The 16,441-nt window shown below is 70.8% G+C and carries 11 protein-coding genes; 5 read left to right on the forward strand and 6 right to left on the reverse strand.

What is annotated here, in order from left to right; genetic code table 11:
• The first annotated feature begins 109 nt into the window (after nucleotides 1-109).
• Nucleotides 110-3,466 carry a BTAD domain-containing putative transcriptional regulator gene (locus tag OG456_RS25825; protein ID WP_266564913.1) on the forward strand — a complete coding sequence of 1,119 codons (3,357 nt, stop codon included), beginning with the start codon at nucleotides 110-112 and terminating at the stop codon, nucleotides 3,464-3,466.
• Nucleotides 3,467-3,486: 20 nt separating this feature from the next.
• On the opposite strand, the gene OG456_RS25830 is transcribed toward OG456_RS25825, so the two are convergent.
• The 3 genes from OG456_RS25830 to panB form a co-directional block, all read right to left on the reverse strand.
• A complete protein-coding gene (locus tag OG456_RS25830) occupies nucleotides 3,487-4,311 on the reverse strand; it encodes an ABC transporter permease (RefSeq protein WP_266564915.1) in 825 nt (274 codons plus the stop codon).
• Complete coding sequence (locus OG456_RS25835; protein ID WP_266564917.1) at nucleotides 4,308-5,348, reverse strand: ATP-binding cassette domain-containing protein; 1,041 nt, start codon at nucleotides 5,346-5,348, stop codon at nucleotides 4,308-4,310. The genes OG456_RS25830 and OG456_RS25835 overlap by 4 nt, the downstream gene beginning before the upstream one ends.
• Before the next feature lie 199 nt (nucleotides 5,349-5,547).
• Nucleotides 5,548-6,414 (reverse strand): 3-methyl-2-oxobutanoate hydroxymethyltransferase, encoded by an 867-nt coding sequence (gene panB / locus OG456_RS25840; protein WP_266564919.1) that lies wholly within the window; start codon nucleotides 6,412-6,414, stop codon nucleotides 5,548-5,550.
• Between the two features lie 206 nt (nucleotides 6,415-6,620).
• Between panB and OG456_RS25845 the strand changes: the two genes are divergently transcribed.
• The 4 genes from OG456_RS25845 to OG456_RS25860 all read left to right on the forward strand — a co-directional run bounded on the left by OG456_RS25845 (nucleotide 6,621) and on the right by OG456_RS25860 (nucleotide 11,512).
• Nucleotides 6,621-8,213, forward strand: a complete 1,593-nt coding sequence (locus tag OG456_RS25845; protein WP_266564921.1) for an MFS transporter — start codon at nucleotides 6,621-6,623, stop codon at nucleotides 8,211-8,213.
• An 84-nt stretch (nucleotides 8,214-8,297) separates the two neighbouring features.
• Nucleotides 8,298-8,900 carry a TetR/AcrR family transcriptional regulator gene (locus OG456_RS25850; protein WP_323136354.1) on the forward strand — a complete coding sequence of 201 codons (603 nt, stop codon included), beginning with the start codon at nucleotides 8,298-8,300 and terminating at the stop codon, nucleotides 8,898-8,900.
• A gap of 176 nt (nucleotides 8,901-9,076) precedes the next feature.
• Nucleotides 9,077-10,105, forward strand: a complete 1,029-nt coding sequence (locus OG456_RS25855) for an endonuclease/exonuclease/phosphatase family protein (protein ID WP_266564924.1) — start codon at nucleotides 9,077-9,079, stop codon at nucleotides 10,103-10,105.
• 150 nt (nucleotides 10,106-10,255) lie between these two features.
• Nucleotides 10,256-11,512 (forward strand): MFS transporter, encoded by a 1,257-nt coding sequence (locus OG456_RS25860; protein WP_266564925.1) that lies wholly within the window; start codon nucleotides 10,256-10,258, stop codon nucleotides 11,510-11,512.
• A 60-nt stretch (nucleotides 11,513-11,572) separates the two neighbouring features.
• Here OG456_RS25860 and OG456_RS25865 read toward each other — a convergent pair whose 3' ends face one another.
• The 3 genes from OG456_RS25865 to OG456_RS25875 form a co-directional block, all read right to left on the reverse strand.
• Nucleotides 11,573-13,330, reverse strand: a complete 1,758-nt coding sequence (locus OG456_RS25865) for an NAD+ synthase (protein WP_266564926.1) — start codon at nucleotides 13,328-13,330, stop codon at nucleotides 11,573-11,575.
• Nucleotides 13,331-13,679: 349 nt separating this feature from the next.
• Nucleotides 13,680-14,726, reverse strand: coding sequence for a LacI family DNA-binding transcriptional regulator (locus tag OG456_RS25870; RefSeq protein WP_116502401.1), 1,047 nt, complete (start codon nucleotides 14,724-14,726; stop codon nucleotides 13,680-13,682).
• A gap of 73 nt (nucleotides 14,727-14,799) precedes the next feature.
• Nucleotides 14,800-16,437: a sugar ABC transporter substrate-binding protein gene (locus OG456_RS25875; RefSeq protein ID WP_266564927.1), complete on the reverse strand. Its 1,638-nt coding sequence runs from the start codon at nucleotides 16,435-16,437 to the stop codon at nucleotides 14,800-14,802.
• Nucleotides 16,438-16,441: the final 4 nt, after the last annotated feature.

Here is a 16,441-nt window from a genome sequence, read left to right on the forward strand (position 1 = left end):
CGCCCTGACGGGTGTCTGCCGGCCGCCGAGACCCATGCTCCACGCCCCGGATCGCCCTCCCGCCGAAACCCGGGCGCGGTCCGGCGGCCCGTTTGGGGACAATGGGCCAGTGCGCTACCGCATCCTCGGCTCCACACAGGCACTCCGCGACGACGGCACGGCCGTCCCCGTCGGCGGGGCGCGGCTGCGCGCCCTGCTGACCGTGCTCGCGCTGCGCCCCGGCCGTACCGTCCCGCCGCAGCTGCTCGCCGACGAGGTGTGGGGCGCCGAACCGCCCGCCGACGCGACCGGCGCGCTCCAGGCGCTCGTGGGCCGGCTGCGCAGGGCGATCGGCGCCGACGCGGTGCACTCGCTCGACGGCGGCTACCGGCTGGCCGCCGCCTCCGAGGACATCGACCTGTTCCGCTTCGACCGGCTCGTGAGGGACGGGGTACGGGCGCTGGCCGACGGAGACCCGGGCAAGGCCGCGGCCTTGCTCGACGACGCGCTCGCCCTGTGGCGCGGCCCCGCGCTGGCCGATCTGCCGGACCGCTCGGCGGACGCCGCCCGCTGGGAGGCCCTCCACCTCGACGCCCGGCGCACCCGGCTCGCCGCGTCACTCGCGCTGGGCAGGGCCGAGACCGCCCTGCCCGAACTGACCGCGCTGTGCGACGCGCATCCGCTCGACGAGCCGCTCCAGGCGCTGCGGCTGCGCGCCCTGCGCGACGCGGGCCGCACCGCCGAGGCGCTCGCGGCCTACGAGGGGGTACGCGTCGAGCTCGCGGAGCGGCTGGGAACCGACCCTGGCCCGGAACTGCGCGCCCTGCACGCCGGCCTCCTCGCCCCGCACCCCGCCGCCCCCTCCCCGCATGTCCCCGGCCCGTCCGCCCCCGTGAGAGCACCCGCCCCCACCGGCAACCTCCGCGCCCGGCTCACCTCGTTCGTGGGGCGCACCGGGGACATCGGGGCCATCCGTGAGGACCTCGGACGCGTGCGGCTCGTGACGCTGCTCGGCCCCGGCGGCGCCGGGAAGACCCGGCTGTCCCAGGAGGCCGCCGAGGGCATGGATCTGCCGGACGGCGTGTGGCTGGCCGAGCTCGCGCCCGTCGAGGACCCGGACGCCGTCCCGGAGGCCGTCGTCACGGCGCTCGGGGCCCGCGAGACCGTGCTGCGCGGCGCCGGCGCCGAGGAACTGCGGGCCGCGTCCGACCGGCACGGCGAGGACCCCCTCGTACGCCTGGCCGAGCACTGCGCGCACCGCCGCATGCTGCTGATCCTCGACAACTGCGAGCACGTGATCGAGGCCGCCGCCCACCTCGTCGAGCAGCTGCTCAGCCAGTGCCCCGGCGTGACGGTCCTCGCGACGAGCCGCGAACCCCTCGGCGTACCGGGCGAGTTGCTGCACCCGGTGGAGCCGCTGCCGGAGCCGTTCGCCCTGCGCCTGTTCGGCGAGCGGGGCGCCGCCGTGCGGCCCGGGTTCCGGGTCGGGGACGACGAGCGGGCCGCGGCAGAGATCTGCCGGCGTCTCGACGGACTGCCCCTCGCCATCGAACTCGCCGCCGCCCGGCTGCGGATGCTCACGCCCCGCCAGATCGCCGACCGCCTCGACGACCGCTTCCGCCTGCTCACCTCGGGTGCCCGCACCGTCCTGCCCCGCCAGCAGACGCTGCGGGCCGTCGTCGACTGGTCCTGGGACCTCCTCGGCGAGGAGGAGCGGACCGTCCTGGGCCGGCTGTCGGTCTTCAGCGGCGGCTGCGACCTCGCGGCCGCAGAGGCGGTGTGCGGCCCCGGCGCCCTCGACGCGATCGGCTCACTCGTGGACAAGTCCCTTGTCGTGGCGGCCCCTTGGGGCGGCGACGAGCCTGAGAGGGAAGGCGAGGCGGACGACGCGCACGCCGCGGACGACACCCGCGACCAGGCCGGCGCCATGCGCTACCGGCTCCTGGAGACCGTCGCCGAATACGCCGGCGACCGCCTGGACGAGGCCGGTGACCGGGCCGGCGCCGAGCGCGCCCACCTCACGTACTACCGCGAACTGGCCCGCACCACCGACCCGCAGCTGCGCGGCCACGGCCAGCTCGCCGCCATCGCCCGCCTGGAACGCGAATACGAGAACCTGCGCACCGCCCTGCGGCACGCCGTCGCCGCCCGGGACGAGCAGGAGACGCTCTCCCTGGTGCTCTCGCTGGCCTGGTTCTGGCAGATGCGCGACCTGCGCCTCGACGCCCGCAACTGGTCGCGGGAGGCCACCGGGCTCGGCCCCGACCCGTTCACCCCGCCCGCCGCCCCCGCGCCCCCGCTCCACGAGCGCTGCACCGACGTCCCGCCGCCGCTCGGCCCCGAACTCCTAGTGGAGGCGCGGCGCGGGGTGCATCTGCTCCGCCTCGCCTACATGGACATGGAGATGGAGACCTGGCAGACGGAGGAGGGCGGCGCGAAGCTGCGCGCCATCGCCCAGGCGTACAGTCCGGGCCTCCCGCAGACCTGCCGCTCGCCGGGCAACCTCTGGTTCTACGCGGTGATGATGAGCGGCGACATGGAGGCGCTGTGGAACCTCGCCGACGTCACCGTGCGGACCTGCCGCGAACTCGGCTACACCTGGGAGCTCGCCCTCACGCTCCAGCTGCGGGCCAACATCCTCGCCAACCGCAGCGACTGGGCGGGCGACGCCGTCCGGGACGCGGACGAGGCCCTCGAACTGTTCACCCGGCTCGGCGACCGGTGGGGCGTCGCCGAGGCGCTGTCCGCGCGCGGCGAGGCCCATGAGCGCAGCGGCGCGTACGCCGCGGCGGCCGAGGACTACACGGCCGCCATCGAGGGCGCCGAACGCCTCGGCGCGCAGGCGCAGGTGGCGATCCTGAACGCGCGGCTCGGGCAGGCCCTCATCGAGGACGGTGACGGCGAACGCGGCGAGCAGCTGCTGCTCGGCATCCTCGACCCCGGCAAGCGTCATGCGAACGAGGCCTGGCCCGCCGCCCGCATGTTCCTGTCCGGGCGGTACGGCGCCACTGGCCGAGTCGCCGAGGCGCGTGAGCAACTGCGGCTGCTCCAGGACGAGTTCAAGGCGATGAACTTCGTCGTCTTCCGGGGCTTCATCGTCGGGATGAACGCCTGGCTCGACTCGGAGGACGGCCTCGCGGAGGAGGCCCTCGCCGGCGTCACCGAGGCCCTGGAGCTGTCGACCGACCCGCTGTCCCTGGTGATCGCCCCGCACATGCCCGCCATGCACCTGGTCACCGCCGCCCGCTCCCTGAACCTGAGCGGCGACACGGTCGACGCGCGCGACGCCGCCCGCCTCATGGGCGCCGCCGACGGACAGCTTCCGTCCCGGCATGTGCGGTCCTACCTGGAGCGTGACGCCCGCGCGTCCGCCGAGTCCGCGATCCGTGAGGTCATCGGCGACCATGCGTACGAGGCCGCGTACGCCGAGGGCGGCGACCTGTCTCTCGACGAGGCCGCCGCCCTGCTGGGACGCGATCGCGGTTGATCTTTTGATCCGACTGAACGTCAGTTCTTCGTACGGAACTTGTGGATCGCGATCGGGGCCATCACGAGCGTGAGGACCGCGGACCAGATCACCGTCACCCACACGTCGTGCGTGACCGGGCCGCCCACCATCAGGCCGCGCGCGGAGTCCGCGAGCGAGGAGAGCGGGTTGTAGTCGGTGAAGGCCTGGAGCCAGCCCGGCATCGACTGCGTCGGCGCGAAGATCGACGAACCGAACTGCAGCGGCATCAGGACCAGGAAGCCCATGCCCTGCACGGCCTGGGCGCTCTTCATCACGACGCCGAGGACCAGGAAGATCCACATGATGGACGTGCCGAAGAGGGCGGTGAGGCCCACGGCGGCGAACAGGCCGGGCCAGTTCGTGATGTCGAAGCCCACCAGGATGCCGACGATCATCATGATCGTCGTCGCGATGAGGAGCCGCATCAGCTCCACCACGATCTTGGCGAAGAGGACCGAGCCCTGCCCGATCGGCAGGGTCCGGAAACGGTCCATGATGCCGTTCTGGAAGTCCTGGTTGAACCCCGTGCCCACCGCCATGGCGATGTTCATGCTCATCATCGCCATCATGCCCGGGACCACGTACTGCACGTACTGGTCCTGGCCGCCGCCGAGCGCCTGGCCGATGGAGCCGCCAAAGACGTACACGAACAGGAGCGTGAAGACGATCGGCATCAGGACCGCGTCGAACATCGACTCGGGGTCCTGGCGGATCCACAGCAGATTGCGGCGGACCAGCGCGCCGGTGTGACGGATGTGGGAGCGCAGGGAGATGCGCGAGTCGGCCTCGAGATTCAGGGGAGGCGTCAGCGTGGCGGCGCTCATACGGCGGCCCCTTCGAGCTCGGAGGTGCGGGTGTCGTCCTGCGGGGCACTGGCCTTCTGGCCGGTGATGGACAGGAACACCTCGTCCAGACTGGGCAGTTCGGTGGCGATCGAGCCGATCGTGATGCCGCGCGCGGTGACCGCGCCGACCACGGCGGTGAGCTGCTCGTCGCTGAGGATCGGGACCAGGACGGCGCCGGCCTCGGCGTCCACCGTCGACGTGGCGAGCCCGGTGAGGCCCATGTCGTCGAGGGCGGCGGCCAGCGGGCGCAGCTCCAGCGGGTCGGCCGGGCGGATGCGCAGGGTGCGGCCGCCGACCTTCGCCTTGAGGTCGTCGATGGCGCCGCCCGCGATGACCTTGCCGCGGTCGATGACCGTCAGCTCGTCGGCGAGCTGCTCGGCCTCCTCCATGTACTGGGTGGTGAGGAGCACGGTGACGCCGTCGCCGACCATGCGCTTGACCTCGCTCCACACCTCGTTGCGCGTGCGGGGGTCGAGGCCGGTCGTCGGCTCGTCCAGGTAGAGGACGGCCGGGCTGCCGATCATCGACGCGGCGAGGTCGAGCCTGCGGCGCATACCGCCGGAGTACGTCTTCGCCGGGCGCGTGGCGGCGTCGGTGAGGGAGAACCGCTCCAGGAGCGCGTCGGCGCGGGAGCGGGACTCCTTGCGGGACAGGTCGAGGAGGCGGCCGATCATGTACAGGTTCTCGCGGCCGGAGAGCTTCTCGTCGACCGCGGCGTACTGGCCGGTGAGGCCTATCACGCGGCGCAGCTGCCGGGGCTGCTTCGCCACGTCGTACCCGGCGACGAACGCAGTGCCCGAGTCGGGGGTGATGAGGGTGGACAGGCAGCGGACGAGGGTGGTCTTGCCCGCGCCGTTCGGACCGAGCACACCCATGACCGTGCCTTCGTGCACGTCCAGGTCCACGCCGTCCAGCGCCTTGGTCTCGCCGTAGTGCTTGACCAGGCCCCGCACGGTGACGGAGGCCGTGCGGCCGCCGTCACCACTGTGCGGGGGCTTCTTGTCGATTCGCGTCATGACGTACAAGGTGCCAGGTGCCACCGACAATCCACCGACAGGCGGCCGACAGCCCCTTGTACGGCACCTACAGAACGGCCACAGACGGGCGGTACGGGGCGGCACGGGCAGTACGGATGGGCGGCGGAACGGCAGCAGCCCGCCGACGGGGGAAGATCGACGAGCTGCTGTGGTGCCACTGTGGTTCAGGTGGTCCGGGTCAGTGGACCGAGTGCTCCTCCTGGGGGAACGTTCCGCCGACCACGTCCTGCGCGAAGGCCTTCGCGGCCTCGCCCATGACGCCGCGCAGATCCGCGTACTGCTTCACGAAGCGCGGCATCTTGCCGCCGGTGAGGCCGAGCATGTCGGTCCAGACGAGGACCTGGGCGTCGCACTCGGCGCCCGCCCCGATGCCGACGGTCGGGATCTGCAGGGACCGGGTGACCTCGGCGGCCAGCTCGGCCGGGACCAGTTCGAGGACGACGGCGAACGCGCCGGCGTCCTGCGCGGCCTTGGCGTCACGCAGCAGCCGGTGCGCGTCCTCGTCGCCGCGGCCCTGGACGCGGTACCCCATCGTGTTCACGGACTGCGGGGTGAGACCCAGGTGGGACATGACCGGGATGCCGGACTGCACGAGCAGCTCGGTCTGGGCCAGCGAGCGTTCGCCGCCCTCCAGCTTCACGGCGCCGACCCCGGCCTCCTTGACCAGGCGCGTCGCGGACCGCAGGGCCTGTACGGGGCCCTCCTGGTACGAGCCGAAGGGGAGGTCACCGACGATGAGGGCGCGCTTGGTGCCCCGTACGACGGCGGCCGAGAGCATCGTCATCTCGTCGAGGGTGACGGGCACGGTGGTCTCGTACCCGAGGTGACAATTGCCGGCGGAGTCGCCGACGAGCATGACCGGGATGCCGGCCTCGTCGAAGACGGACGCGGTCATCGCGTCGTACGCCGTGAGCATGGGCCACTTCTCGCCGCGTTCCTTGGCGAGCGTGATGTCGCGCACCGTGATGCGCCGGTTGCTCTTGCCCCCGTACAGCGCCTTGCTGCTGCTGTCGGGGGTGTTCTGGGCAGCCGAGAGCTGCGTCATCGCAACGGCTCCTTCTGTTGTCTCGAGGCACCCTTACGGCGTCCCCGGATCCCCTCCATGGTGGCACCGCGTGCCGAGGAATGGCTAGAGGGGTGGGTACCGGGTGGGTCACCCCGCGAGCGGGTCGCCCGCCGGGTTCGTAAAGTCTTCCTAAGGACTTCCAATACGAGACGGTCTCGTATCGAAATGCGCTTAGGCTGAGCCTTATGACCACTCCTGCCGTTCCCGCACCGCCGCGCATACCGGAGGCTGTGCACCGCCGCCGATGGGCGATCCTAGGCGTGCTGATGCTCAGCCTGCTGATCGTCGTGCTCGACAACTCCATCCTGAACGTCGCGATCAAGACGATCTCGACCCCGGCCCCCACGGGCCTCGGCGCCACGCAGGGCGAGCTGGAGTGGGCGATCAACGCCTACACGCTGGTCTTCGCCGGACTGCTCTTCACCGCGGGTCTGCTCGGCGACCGGCTCGGGCGCAAGAAGGTGCTGGTCTTCGGCCTCGTCGTCTTCGGCCTCGGCTCCGCCCTCGCCGCCGAGTCCGGCTCGCCGCTCCAGCTCATCATCTTCCGGGCGATCATGGGCATCGGCGCGGCCTTCGTGATGCCCGCGACGCTCGCCGTCCTCATGAACGTCTTCGAGCGCGACGAGCAGCCCAAGGCCATCGGCATCTGGGCGGGCGGCGTCGGCATCGCCATCGCCATCGGCCCCATCACCGGCGGCCTGCTCCTCGACCACTTCTGGTGGGGCTCGGTCTTCCTGGTCAACGTGCCGATCGTGATCATCGCGGTCGTCCTGATGCTGGCCCTCGTGCCGGACTCCCGCGACCCCAACCCCGGCCGTATCGACCTGGTGGGCGTCGCCCTCTCCGTCGTCGGACTCGTGCTGCTCGTCTACGGCATCATCAAGGGCGGCCAGCTCGCCGACTTCACGGACCCCGCGGTCCTCCTGACCAGCGTGGCCGGACTCGTCGTCCTCGTCGGCTTCGTCCTGTACGAGAAGCGCAGCGACCACCCGTCCATCGACATCACGTACTTCAAGAACAAGGTGTTCTCCGCGGCCATCGCCGCCATCGCGCTCGTCTTCTTCGCGCTGATGGGCGTCACCTTCTTCTCGGTCTTCTACACCCAGAGCGTGCGCGGCTACTCGCCGCTGCAGACCGGCCTCCTGATGCTGCCGCTCGCCGCCGCCCAGCTGATCTTCGCGCCGCGCGCCCGGCTCGTCGTCGACCGCTTCGGAGTGCGCGCCACGACGACCGGCGGCCTGGTGATCCTCGCCGCGATGCTCGCCGCGTTCACGATCCTCGACGCGGGCACGCCCATCTGGATCCTGGAAGTCATCTTCTTCCTCATGGGTACGGGCATGGCACACGTCATGACCCCCACCAGCGTCGTCATCATGCAGGCCCTGCCGCGCGAGAAGGCGGGCTCCGCGTCCGCGCTCAGCAACACGTTCCGGCAGGTCGGCGGCGCCCTGGGTATCGCCGTACTCGGTTCCGTGCTGTCCACCGCGTACCGCAGCGGCATCGAGGACAAGCTCGGCCTGCTGCCCGCCGGACTGCGGCACACGGCCGGCGAGTCCATCGAGGCCACCCTCGGCATCGCGGCGAAGCTCGGCCCGCGCGGCGACGCGCTGGTCGGCGCGGCCAACGACTCCTTCCTGCACGCCATGCACGTGACCGCCCTGTGCGGGGCCGGGATCGCGCTCGTCAGCGCCGTCGTCACCGTCCTGTTCCTGCCGGGACGCCCGCCGGGGACGGCGGCCGAGGAGAGCACCGAGGAGACCGTCAGGGTGAGTCGCTGACGGCACCTGTCCGGGCAGGTCGGTGACCTGCTGAGACAATCGCCGCTACACCGGGCGGCGGGAAGGCGGAGAGGCGGAGTGGTCGTGGACGTGGATGCGGGGCGCGCGGTGCGGGGGCGCCCGCGCAGCGAGGCCGTCGAGCGGGCCATCGTCGAGGGCGTCCTCAAGCTGATCGAGGACGGTGTCCCGCTCACGGAGCTGTCCATCGAGCGGATCGCCCGCACCGCCGGAGTCGGCAAGGCGACCATCTACCGGCGCTGGTCCGGCAAGGAGGAGCTCTTCGTCGAGGTCCTGCGCATCATGGAGGAGCCCGAGCCCGAACTGCCGGGCATCTCCATGCGCGACGACCTGATCAGCCTCCTGGAGCACCTGCGCAGACGCGGCGTGTCCCTCCGTTCCTCGGCCCTGCTGCACAACGTCTTCGCGCAGATGAAGAGCCTGCCGAAGCTCTGGGACGCGTACCACGCCACTGTGATCGAGCCGCGCCGCCGCGTCATGTTCGACGTGCTGCGGCGCGGCGTCGAGAACGGTGAGCTGCGTGCCGACGTCGACATAGAGCTCGCCAACGACTTCATCGTCGGGCCGATGCTGCTGCGCACGATGATCCGGCCCGACGCGCCGCTCGCCGACGACCTCTCGGAGCGGATCGTCGACTGCGCGCTCGCCGGATTGCGCCCACCGGACTGAATATGCGCGTTTCGTCACAGAGGCCCCGTGCGCACCGCTGATCCGGAACCCCGGGCGCCCATGCTTTCGTCCTCGTGCCCGTACGGCCGTCGTGGACGGCGAGGACGGCGCCGATCATCCCCTAGGGTTTCAGGGCGAGGTCGGTGTGCACGGCAGGGCAGTGAGGCGACGACGGTATGGCGCAGGGGTTCAGGACGCAAACGGGTGGCGGCGGCTCGGGGCACCAGCCTTCCAGAGACCCGCTGCGCCGCCTGACCGGCGGGTGGCGCGACCGGGGGATCTGGCGCCGCGGGGCGGGCCTCGCGGTGCTGGCCGTTCTGGTCGCGCTCGTGATGCTCTTCCACGCCCAGATCCCCAACACCCTCGGAAACCTGGGCTCCCTCACCGAGACCTTCCTTCCCTGGCTCGGCGTGTTCGTGCCGGTCCTGCTCGTCCTGGCCGTCGTGCGGAAGTCCGCGACGGCCCTGATCGCGGTACTGGTCCCGGGCATCGTCTGGCTCAACCTCTTCGGCGGGCTCCTCACCGACAAGACCGCGAGCGGCGGCGACCTCACCGTCGCCACACACAACGTCAACGCGGAGAACCCCGACCCGACCGGCACCGCCGACACGATCGCCGCCTCCGGGGCGCAGGTCGTCGCCTTGGAGGAGCTGACGTCCGACGCCGTCCCCGTCTACGAGAAGGCGCTCGCGCAGACGTACCCGTACCACTCCGTCGCCGGCACCGTCGGCCTGTGGAGCAAGTACCCGCTGAGCGCGACGCGGCCCGTCGACATCCAGCTCGGCTGGACGCGCGCCATGCGCACCACGGTCGCCACGCCCCAGGGTGACGTCGCCGTGTTCGTCGCGCACCTGCCGTCGGTCCGGGTCAAGCTGCACGCCGGGTTCACCGCCAGCCAGCGCGACACCTCCGCCGACGCGCTCGGTGAGGCCATCGCCGACGAGACGCTCGGCAAGGTCATCCTGCTCGGCGACCTCAACGGCACGATGAACGACCGCGCGCTGAACGGCGTGACGTCGCAGATGCGCTCCACGCAGGGTGCCGCCGGCAGTGGCTTCGGGTTCAGCTGGCCCGCGTCGTTCCCCATGGCCCGTATCGACCAGATCATGGTCAAGGGTGTGGAGCCGGTCACGTCGTGGACCCTGCCCGAGACCGGCAGCGACCATCTGCCGATCGCGGCGAAGGTCGATCTCACCCGGTCCTGACCTCCGGGTTCGCACTCCACACCCGTTGTTGACTCGATGGAAACCGGGGCCTCACCTCACGGAATACTTGGCACGGGAGAGTTTGTTCCGCACGTAAACTTACGGATTCTCGTGTCTCCCGCTCGTCTTCCCGTGGAAGGTCTCTTCTTCATGCCCCTGGCCCTGCTCGCCCTCGCCGTGGGCGCCTTCGGCATCGGCACCACCGAGTTCGTGATGATGGGCCTCCTGCCCAACGTCGCCGACGATCTGCACATCTCCATCCCCTCCGCCGGTCACCTCGTCTCCGCGTACGCCCTCGGCGTCGTCATCGGCGCCCCGCTCCTCGCCGCCCTCACCGCGCGCATGCCCCGCCGGCGCGTCCTCGTCGCGCTCATGGTGCTCTTCGTCGCCGGCAACGCCGTGTCCGCCGCCGCGCCCGACTACCACCTCCTGATGGCCGCGCGCTTCGTCAGCGGGCTGCCGCACGGCGCCTTCTTCGGCGTCGGCGCCGTCGTCGCCACCTCGCTCGTCGCGCCCGAGCGCAAGGCCCGGTCCGTGTCCCTGATGTTCCTCGGGCTCACCGTCGCCAACGTCATCGGCGTCCCCATCGCCACGCTCATGGGCCAGCAGCTCGGCTGGCGCGCCACGTTCCTCGCCGTCAGCGCCATCGGGCTCGCCGCGATAGCCGCACTCCTGCTGCTCGTTCCCGCCGACCACGGCCACGGCGAGACCGGCGGGCTGCGCGGTGAGCTCAAGGCGCTCGGCTCCCTGCCCGTGTGGCTCTCCCTCGCCACCACCGTCGCCGGGTTCGGCGCGCTCTTCGCCGCGTACAGCTATGTGACGCCGATGCTCACCGGCGCCGCCGGGTTCGCGGAGGCCAGTGTCACGCTGCTGCTCGCCCTGTTCGGCGTCGGCGCCACCGCCGGGAACCTGCTCGGCGGACGGCTCGCCGACCGGTCCCTGCGCGGGACTCTGTTCGGTGGGCTTGTCTCGCTCGGTGTGGTGCTGGCGCTGTTCCCTGTGCTGATGCGTGCCGAGTGGAGCGCCTCGGTCGCTGTGGTGCTGCTCGGTACGGCCGCCTTCGTCACCGGGTCGCCGCTCCAGCTCATGGTCATGGAGAAGGCCTCCGCCGCGCCCTCCCTCGCGTCCTCCGCCAACCAGGCCGCCTTCAACCTCGCCAACGCCGGCGGCGCCTGGATCGGCGGGCTCGCCCTCGCCGCCGGGTTCGGGCTCACGTCCCCCGCGGTCGCCGGGGCCGCGCTCGCCGTCCTCGGGATCGGGGTCGCCGGAGTTGCCTACGGGGTCGACCTGCGTCGCTCCCGGGCCGTTGCCGCTTCCGCCACGACGGGGCGTGGGCTCCTCGTGGCCTCGCATCTGCCCGACGCCGTTTCGGCTTCGGACGCGGGAGAGCCCACTCGTCGTCGGTGACGTGACGGGTGGGCTCCGGGGTTGTTGCCGGGCTTTGGGGGTTGGGGTTGGGCGCGGTGACTACTGCGCCGACTCCCGCCACCTGTTCGTGATCGGCAGGCGGCGGTCCTTGCCGAAGCCCTTCGCGGAGATCTTCGTGCCCGGCGGGTACTGGCGCCGCTTGTACTCCGCCGTGTCCACCATCCGCAGCGTCTTCGTCACCAGGTCGGCGTCGAACCCGGCAGCCACGATCGCGTCCGCGCCCTTGTCCCGGTCCACGTACATCGCCAGGATCGCGTCCAGCACCGGATAGTCCGGCAGCGAGTCCGTGTCCACCTGGTCCGGGCGCAGCTCCGCGCTCGGCGGCTTCGTGATCGAGTTCTCCGGGATCGGGGGAGTCTGGCCGCGCTCCGCCGCCGCCCGGTTGCGCCACTCGGCCAGCCGGAAGACCGACGTCTTGTACACGTCCTTGATCGGGCCGTATGCGCCCACCGAGTCGCCGTACAGGGTCGAATAGCCCACCGCCAGCTCGGACTTGTTGCCCGGCGCGAGCACGATGTGGCCCTCCTGGTTGGAGACCGCCATCAGCATCGTGCCGCGCAGCCTTGACTGGAGGTTCTCCTCCGCGAGGCCCGTCAGGCCCAGCGACCCCATGTACGCGTCGAACATCGGCTCGATCGGGACCGTACGGAAGTTGAGGCCCGTACGGTCGGCCAGCTCCGCCGCGTCGCCCTTGGAGTGGTCCGACGAGTACTTCGACGGCATCGCGATGCCGTACACGTTCTGCGCGCCCAGCGCGTCGCACGCGATCGCCGCCGTCAGCGCCGAGTCGATGCCGCCCGACAGGCCGATCAGCACCGAGCGGAAACCGTTCTTCGCGGCGTAGGCGCGCAGGCCCACGACCAGTGCCGAGTAGACCTCCTCGTCGTCGTCCAGGCGGTCCGCGTAGCCGCCGGTCAGCTCCGGCTCGTACGCCGGGACGTGGTCCTCGGAGATCGTCAGGTGGTCGATGCGCAGGCCGTCGTCGACCGTCCCCGTCGGGGCGTCCGGCTCGGCCGCCGGGAGGTCCAGGTCCAGGACCACACAACCCTCCGCGAACTGGGGTGCCCTGGCCACCACTTCGCCCGCCGCGTCCACCACGATCGAGTCGCCGTCGAAGACGAGCTCGTCCTGGCCGCCGATCGTGGCGACGTACGCCAGCGTGCAGCCCGCCTCCTGGGCGCGCTTGCGCACCAGGTCCAGGCGTGTGTCGTCCTTCTTCTGCTCGTACGGCGACGCGTTGATCGAGATCAGGAGGCCGGCGCCGGCGGAGCGCGTGGCCGGGACGCGGCCGCCGTCCTGCCAGAGGTCCTCGCAGATGGCGAGCGCCACGTCGATTCCGCGTACGCGGATCACGGGCATCGTGTCGCCCGGCACGAAGTAGCGGAACTCGTCGAAGACGCCGTAGTTCGGGAGGTGGTGCTTGGCGAACGTCAGGGCTACGCGGCCGTCGTGGAGGACGGCGGCGGCGTTCCGGGGGGCGCCGGCGGGCTGGCCGTACTTCGGCTGCGCCTTCTCCGAGCGGTCCAGATAGCCGACGACCACGGGCAGGTCGCCGTGGCCCTCGGCGGCCAGGCGCTCGGCCAGCGCGGTCAGTTCCCGGCGGGATGCCTCGACGAAGGACTCGCGCAGGGCGAGGTCCTCCACCGGGTAGCCGGTCAGGACCATCTCGGGGAACGCGACCAGGTGCGCTCCCTGTTCGGCGGAGTGCTTGGTCCAGCGGATGATCGCCTCGGCGTTCCCGGCGAGATCTCCGACGGTCGAGTCGATCTGGTTCAGTGCGAGACGTAGTTGAGGCACGGGGTCAGTTTAATCGTCTGACTGACGCGATGTCGTCTTGATCTGTGGAGTGGACGGGTGGTGGGTGGGTGTGCGTTCTTGGGTGCGGGTTGTCGGTGGCCGTTGTGTCGTCGGGTGCGGGGCCGCGGGGGCATGTACGTGCTCGCTGTCCTACGGGCTGCCGCCAGCTAGTTGATTGCCTGTACGTGGTGCTGGTGGCTCCGCGCGCACATGCCCCCGCGTCCCCTCCCGTCTCGTACGCGGCTGATCGCCGGTGGGACTCGCTGTCTTCCGGGCCGCGTCTCGTGCGCGGGCGGTCGTTCGGTGGGCTGTCCCTTACCCGGCGCCGGGCCTTGTCCGTACGGCGCGCTCAGTGGTGGTGGGGGCGGACGCTGTCTCTGATCACTATGTGTGTGCCCAGGAGGTGGCGTTGCTGGCCCGGGCGAGACGTGCCTGTCAGGGCCAGTCTTACGGCCGTGCGGCCCATTTCCGCTGCCGGGATGTGCACCGTGGTGAGGCCGGGGGTGATGTCTGCTGCCACCGGGTCGTCGTTGTAGCCGACCACCGAGATGTCCTCGGGGACCCGTAGGCCCGCCTCCGCCAGTGCGCGGATCGCCGCTGCCGCCACGCGGTCGTCGCCCGCGAAGACCGCCGTGAAGTCCGGCTTGCCGTTGCACTTGTCGAGCAGGTCCCGCATCGCCTCGTAGCCGTGGTGCTGACCGAAGCCGATGCCGTGCAGGATCGCGTCCGAGCGGGGGACCCCGTGGTCGTCCAGGGCCCTGAGATAGCCCGTCACGCGGTCCTCGCCCGTGGTGTTGCCCGGCTGGTAGCCGATCATCGCGATCTTTCGGTGGCCTGCGCCCAGCAGGTGGCTGGTGATCGCGTGTGCGCCCGCTCCGTTGTCGTACTCCACGACCAGTGCGGGGACGTCGGGTGCCGGGGCCGGTCTGCCGCACAGGACCAGGCGCGAGCCCGCCGCCGCGAGTGCCTCCGCGTAGTGGGCCATCCGCTCGCGGTACTCGTCGTCCTCGATGACCCCGCCGACCAGGACCACGGCCTCTGCCGCCTGCTCGCGCATCATCTGGACCAGGGCCAGCTCGCGGGCCGGGTCGCCGCCCGTCGAGCAGACCAGGGTGAGTCTGTTGTGCTGGGCCGCTTCCATCTCCACGCCCTGCGCCACGGCCGCGTAGAACGAGCTGACCACGTCGAACATCAGGACCGCGATCGTCTTGCGTCCGGCGCCGGCGAGGGCCCGGGCGTGCGCGTTGACCACGTAGTCCAGGTCCTTGACCGCTCTTTGGACCTTGGCGCGCGAGGCCGCCGATGTCGGGTAGTTGCCCGCCAGGACCCGCGAAACAGTCGCGACCGAGACGCCCGCACGCGCGGCCACATCACGGATGGTGACCCGCTCACCCACAGTTGTGTCTCCTCAACTTGCCCGTCCGGGGCGGGCGATGCCGCCCCGGACCATCATGGACGATGCCGTACGGTCAGTGCGCCGCCTCGTACTCCTTGGCGAATTCCTCCAGTGCCTGCTGTCCGCCCTGGTTCAGCCACTTCTTGTACACGGCGTCCCAGTCGGAGACCTTCCGGCGGCCAGTGACCGTGGCCGTCACGCCGTCGCTGATGATCTGGTCGAGCGTCGCGCCCTGCTTGTTGTACGTGTCCGACTGCAGGCCCCAGCGGTCGTTCGGCACCATCATCGGGATCACCTTCTGCTGCCACGCGTGGAGGCGTTCGACGATGTCCCCGTAGCCCGGCGCGTACAGGACCTGGGGTGCGTCGCTCAGGTACACGAACGGCAGGTTCACCTTGGACTCGAGGAGGCCGAGCGGTGTCGCGATCGGGTTGTTGTCCTTGTCCCGCTTGAAGTGGGTTCCCTCCAGGCCGAAGTGCACCAGCTCGTACTCCTCGGTCCCGAAGGGTGAGGCCAGGTAGTCGAGGATCCGCAGCATCAGCTTGACGCGGTCCTTCGATGCCTTCTTGATCACCGTGTAGCCGAAGATGCCCTGCGACTGCTGGTAACCGGGTGTGGTGCCCTCGGGGGTGTAGGGGACCAGCGCGTCCAGGTCGAAGGCGTTCTTGATGCCTTGTGCCGAGCCCGGGTACGAGAGGAAGCCGTCGGTCATCGAGAGGACCGTGCCGTTCCAGAACTGTGTCTTCAGGTCCACCTGCGAGACGGATGTTGCTTCCGGGTAGTACACGCCGGCCTTGCGCAGGTTCGACATGAACTCGAGCGTGGTCTTGAACTCGTCCGTGCTCGCGAAGAACGTCGCCTTGTTGTCCTTGATGCGCCACTGGTTCGGCGCCCCGTGCCACGTGGCGTGTGTTTTGTAGCCGAAGTAGGCGGTGGAGGATGCTCCCAGGGCCCAGGTTTTGCGCGTTGTTGTTTCCTTTGCCATTGCGGCGAAGTCCTCCGCCGACATGCCCGGCTTGTAGCCCGCCTTTGCGAACGCCTGGCCGTTGAAGTACATCGTGTCCTGCGGCTTCGGGCGCTCCACCGGGACTCCGAAGATCCGGCCCGAGATCCGGCCCATGCCCTGCCAGGCGTACGTCGGGATGCCCGCCAGGTTCGGGTAGTCCTTCACCGCGTCGCCCGACAGGTACTCGGTGAGGTCCTCGCAGCGGGACTTCACGAACTGCGCCTCGCGCGGCAGGACGTAGCCGCCGCCGATGTTGATGATGTCCGGCAGGTCGTCGCCCGCGAACAGCGTCGCCATCTTGGTGCGGAAGTCCGCGTCCGGGACCACGGTGAACTCGACGTCCACGCCGAGTGCTTCGTTGATCGCCGCCCACAGCTTGTTCTGCGCCGCCGGCTTCGGCGGGGTGCCGTACGTGATGGAGAGGACCTTGATCTTCTCCTTGCCCGTACCGGGCTTCTCGGCGACGGCCTTGACCAGCTTCGCGGGGTACGTGGTGTAGCCCGCCTGGACGCCCTCCGCGGTGGCCGCCAGGTCCGGCTTCGCGCCGGTGGCGGGGGTGTACGTCGGCCACGCGGCCGCCTTCTTGCCCGCGTTGGAGACCGAGGCGCCGCCGCCCGAGTCGGTGGAACAGGCGGTGAGGAAGGACGGGGCGGCCAGGGCGGCGCCGCCGACGGCTATGGAGCGCAGCAGGGTGCGACGCGACATCGAG

Origin of the sequence: Streptomyces sp. NBC_01446 (genome assembly GCF_026340095.1) — a bacterium.
GTDB classification, from domain to species: domain Bacteria; phylum Actinomycetota; class Actinomycetes; order Streptomycetales; family Streptomycetaceae; genus Streptomyces; species Streptomyces aureus.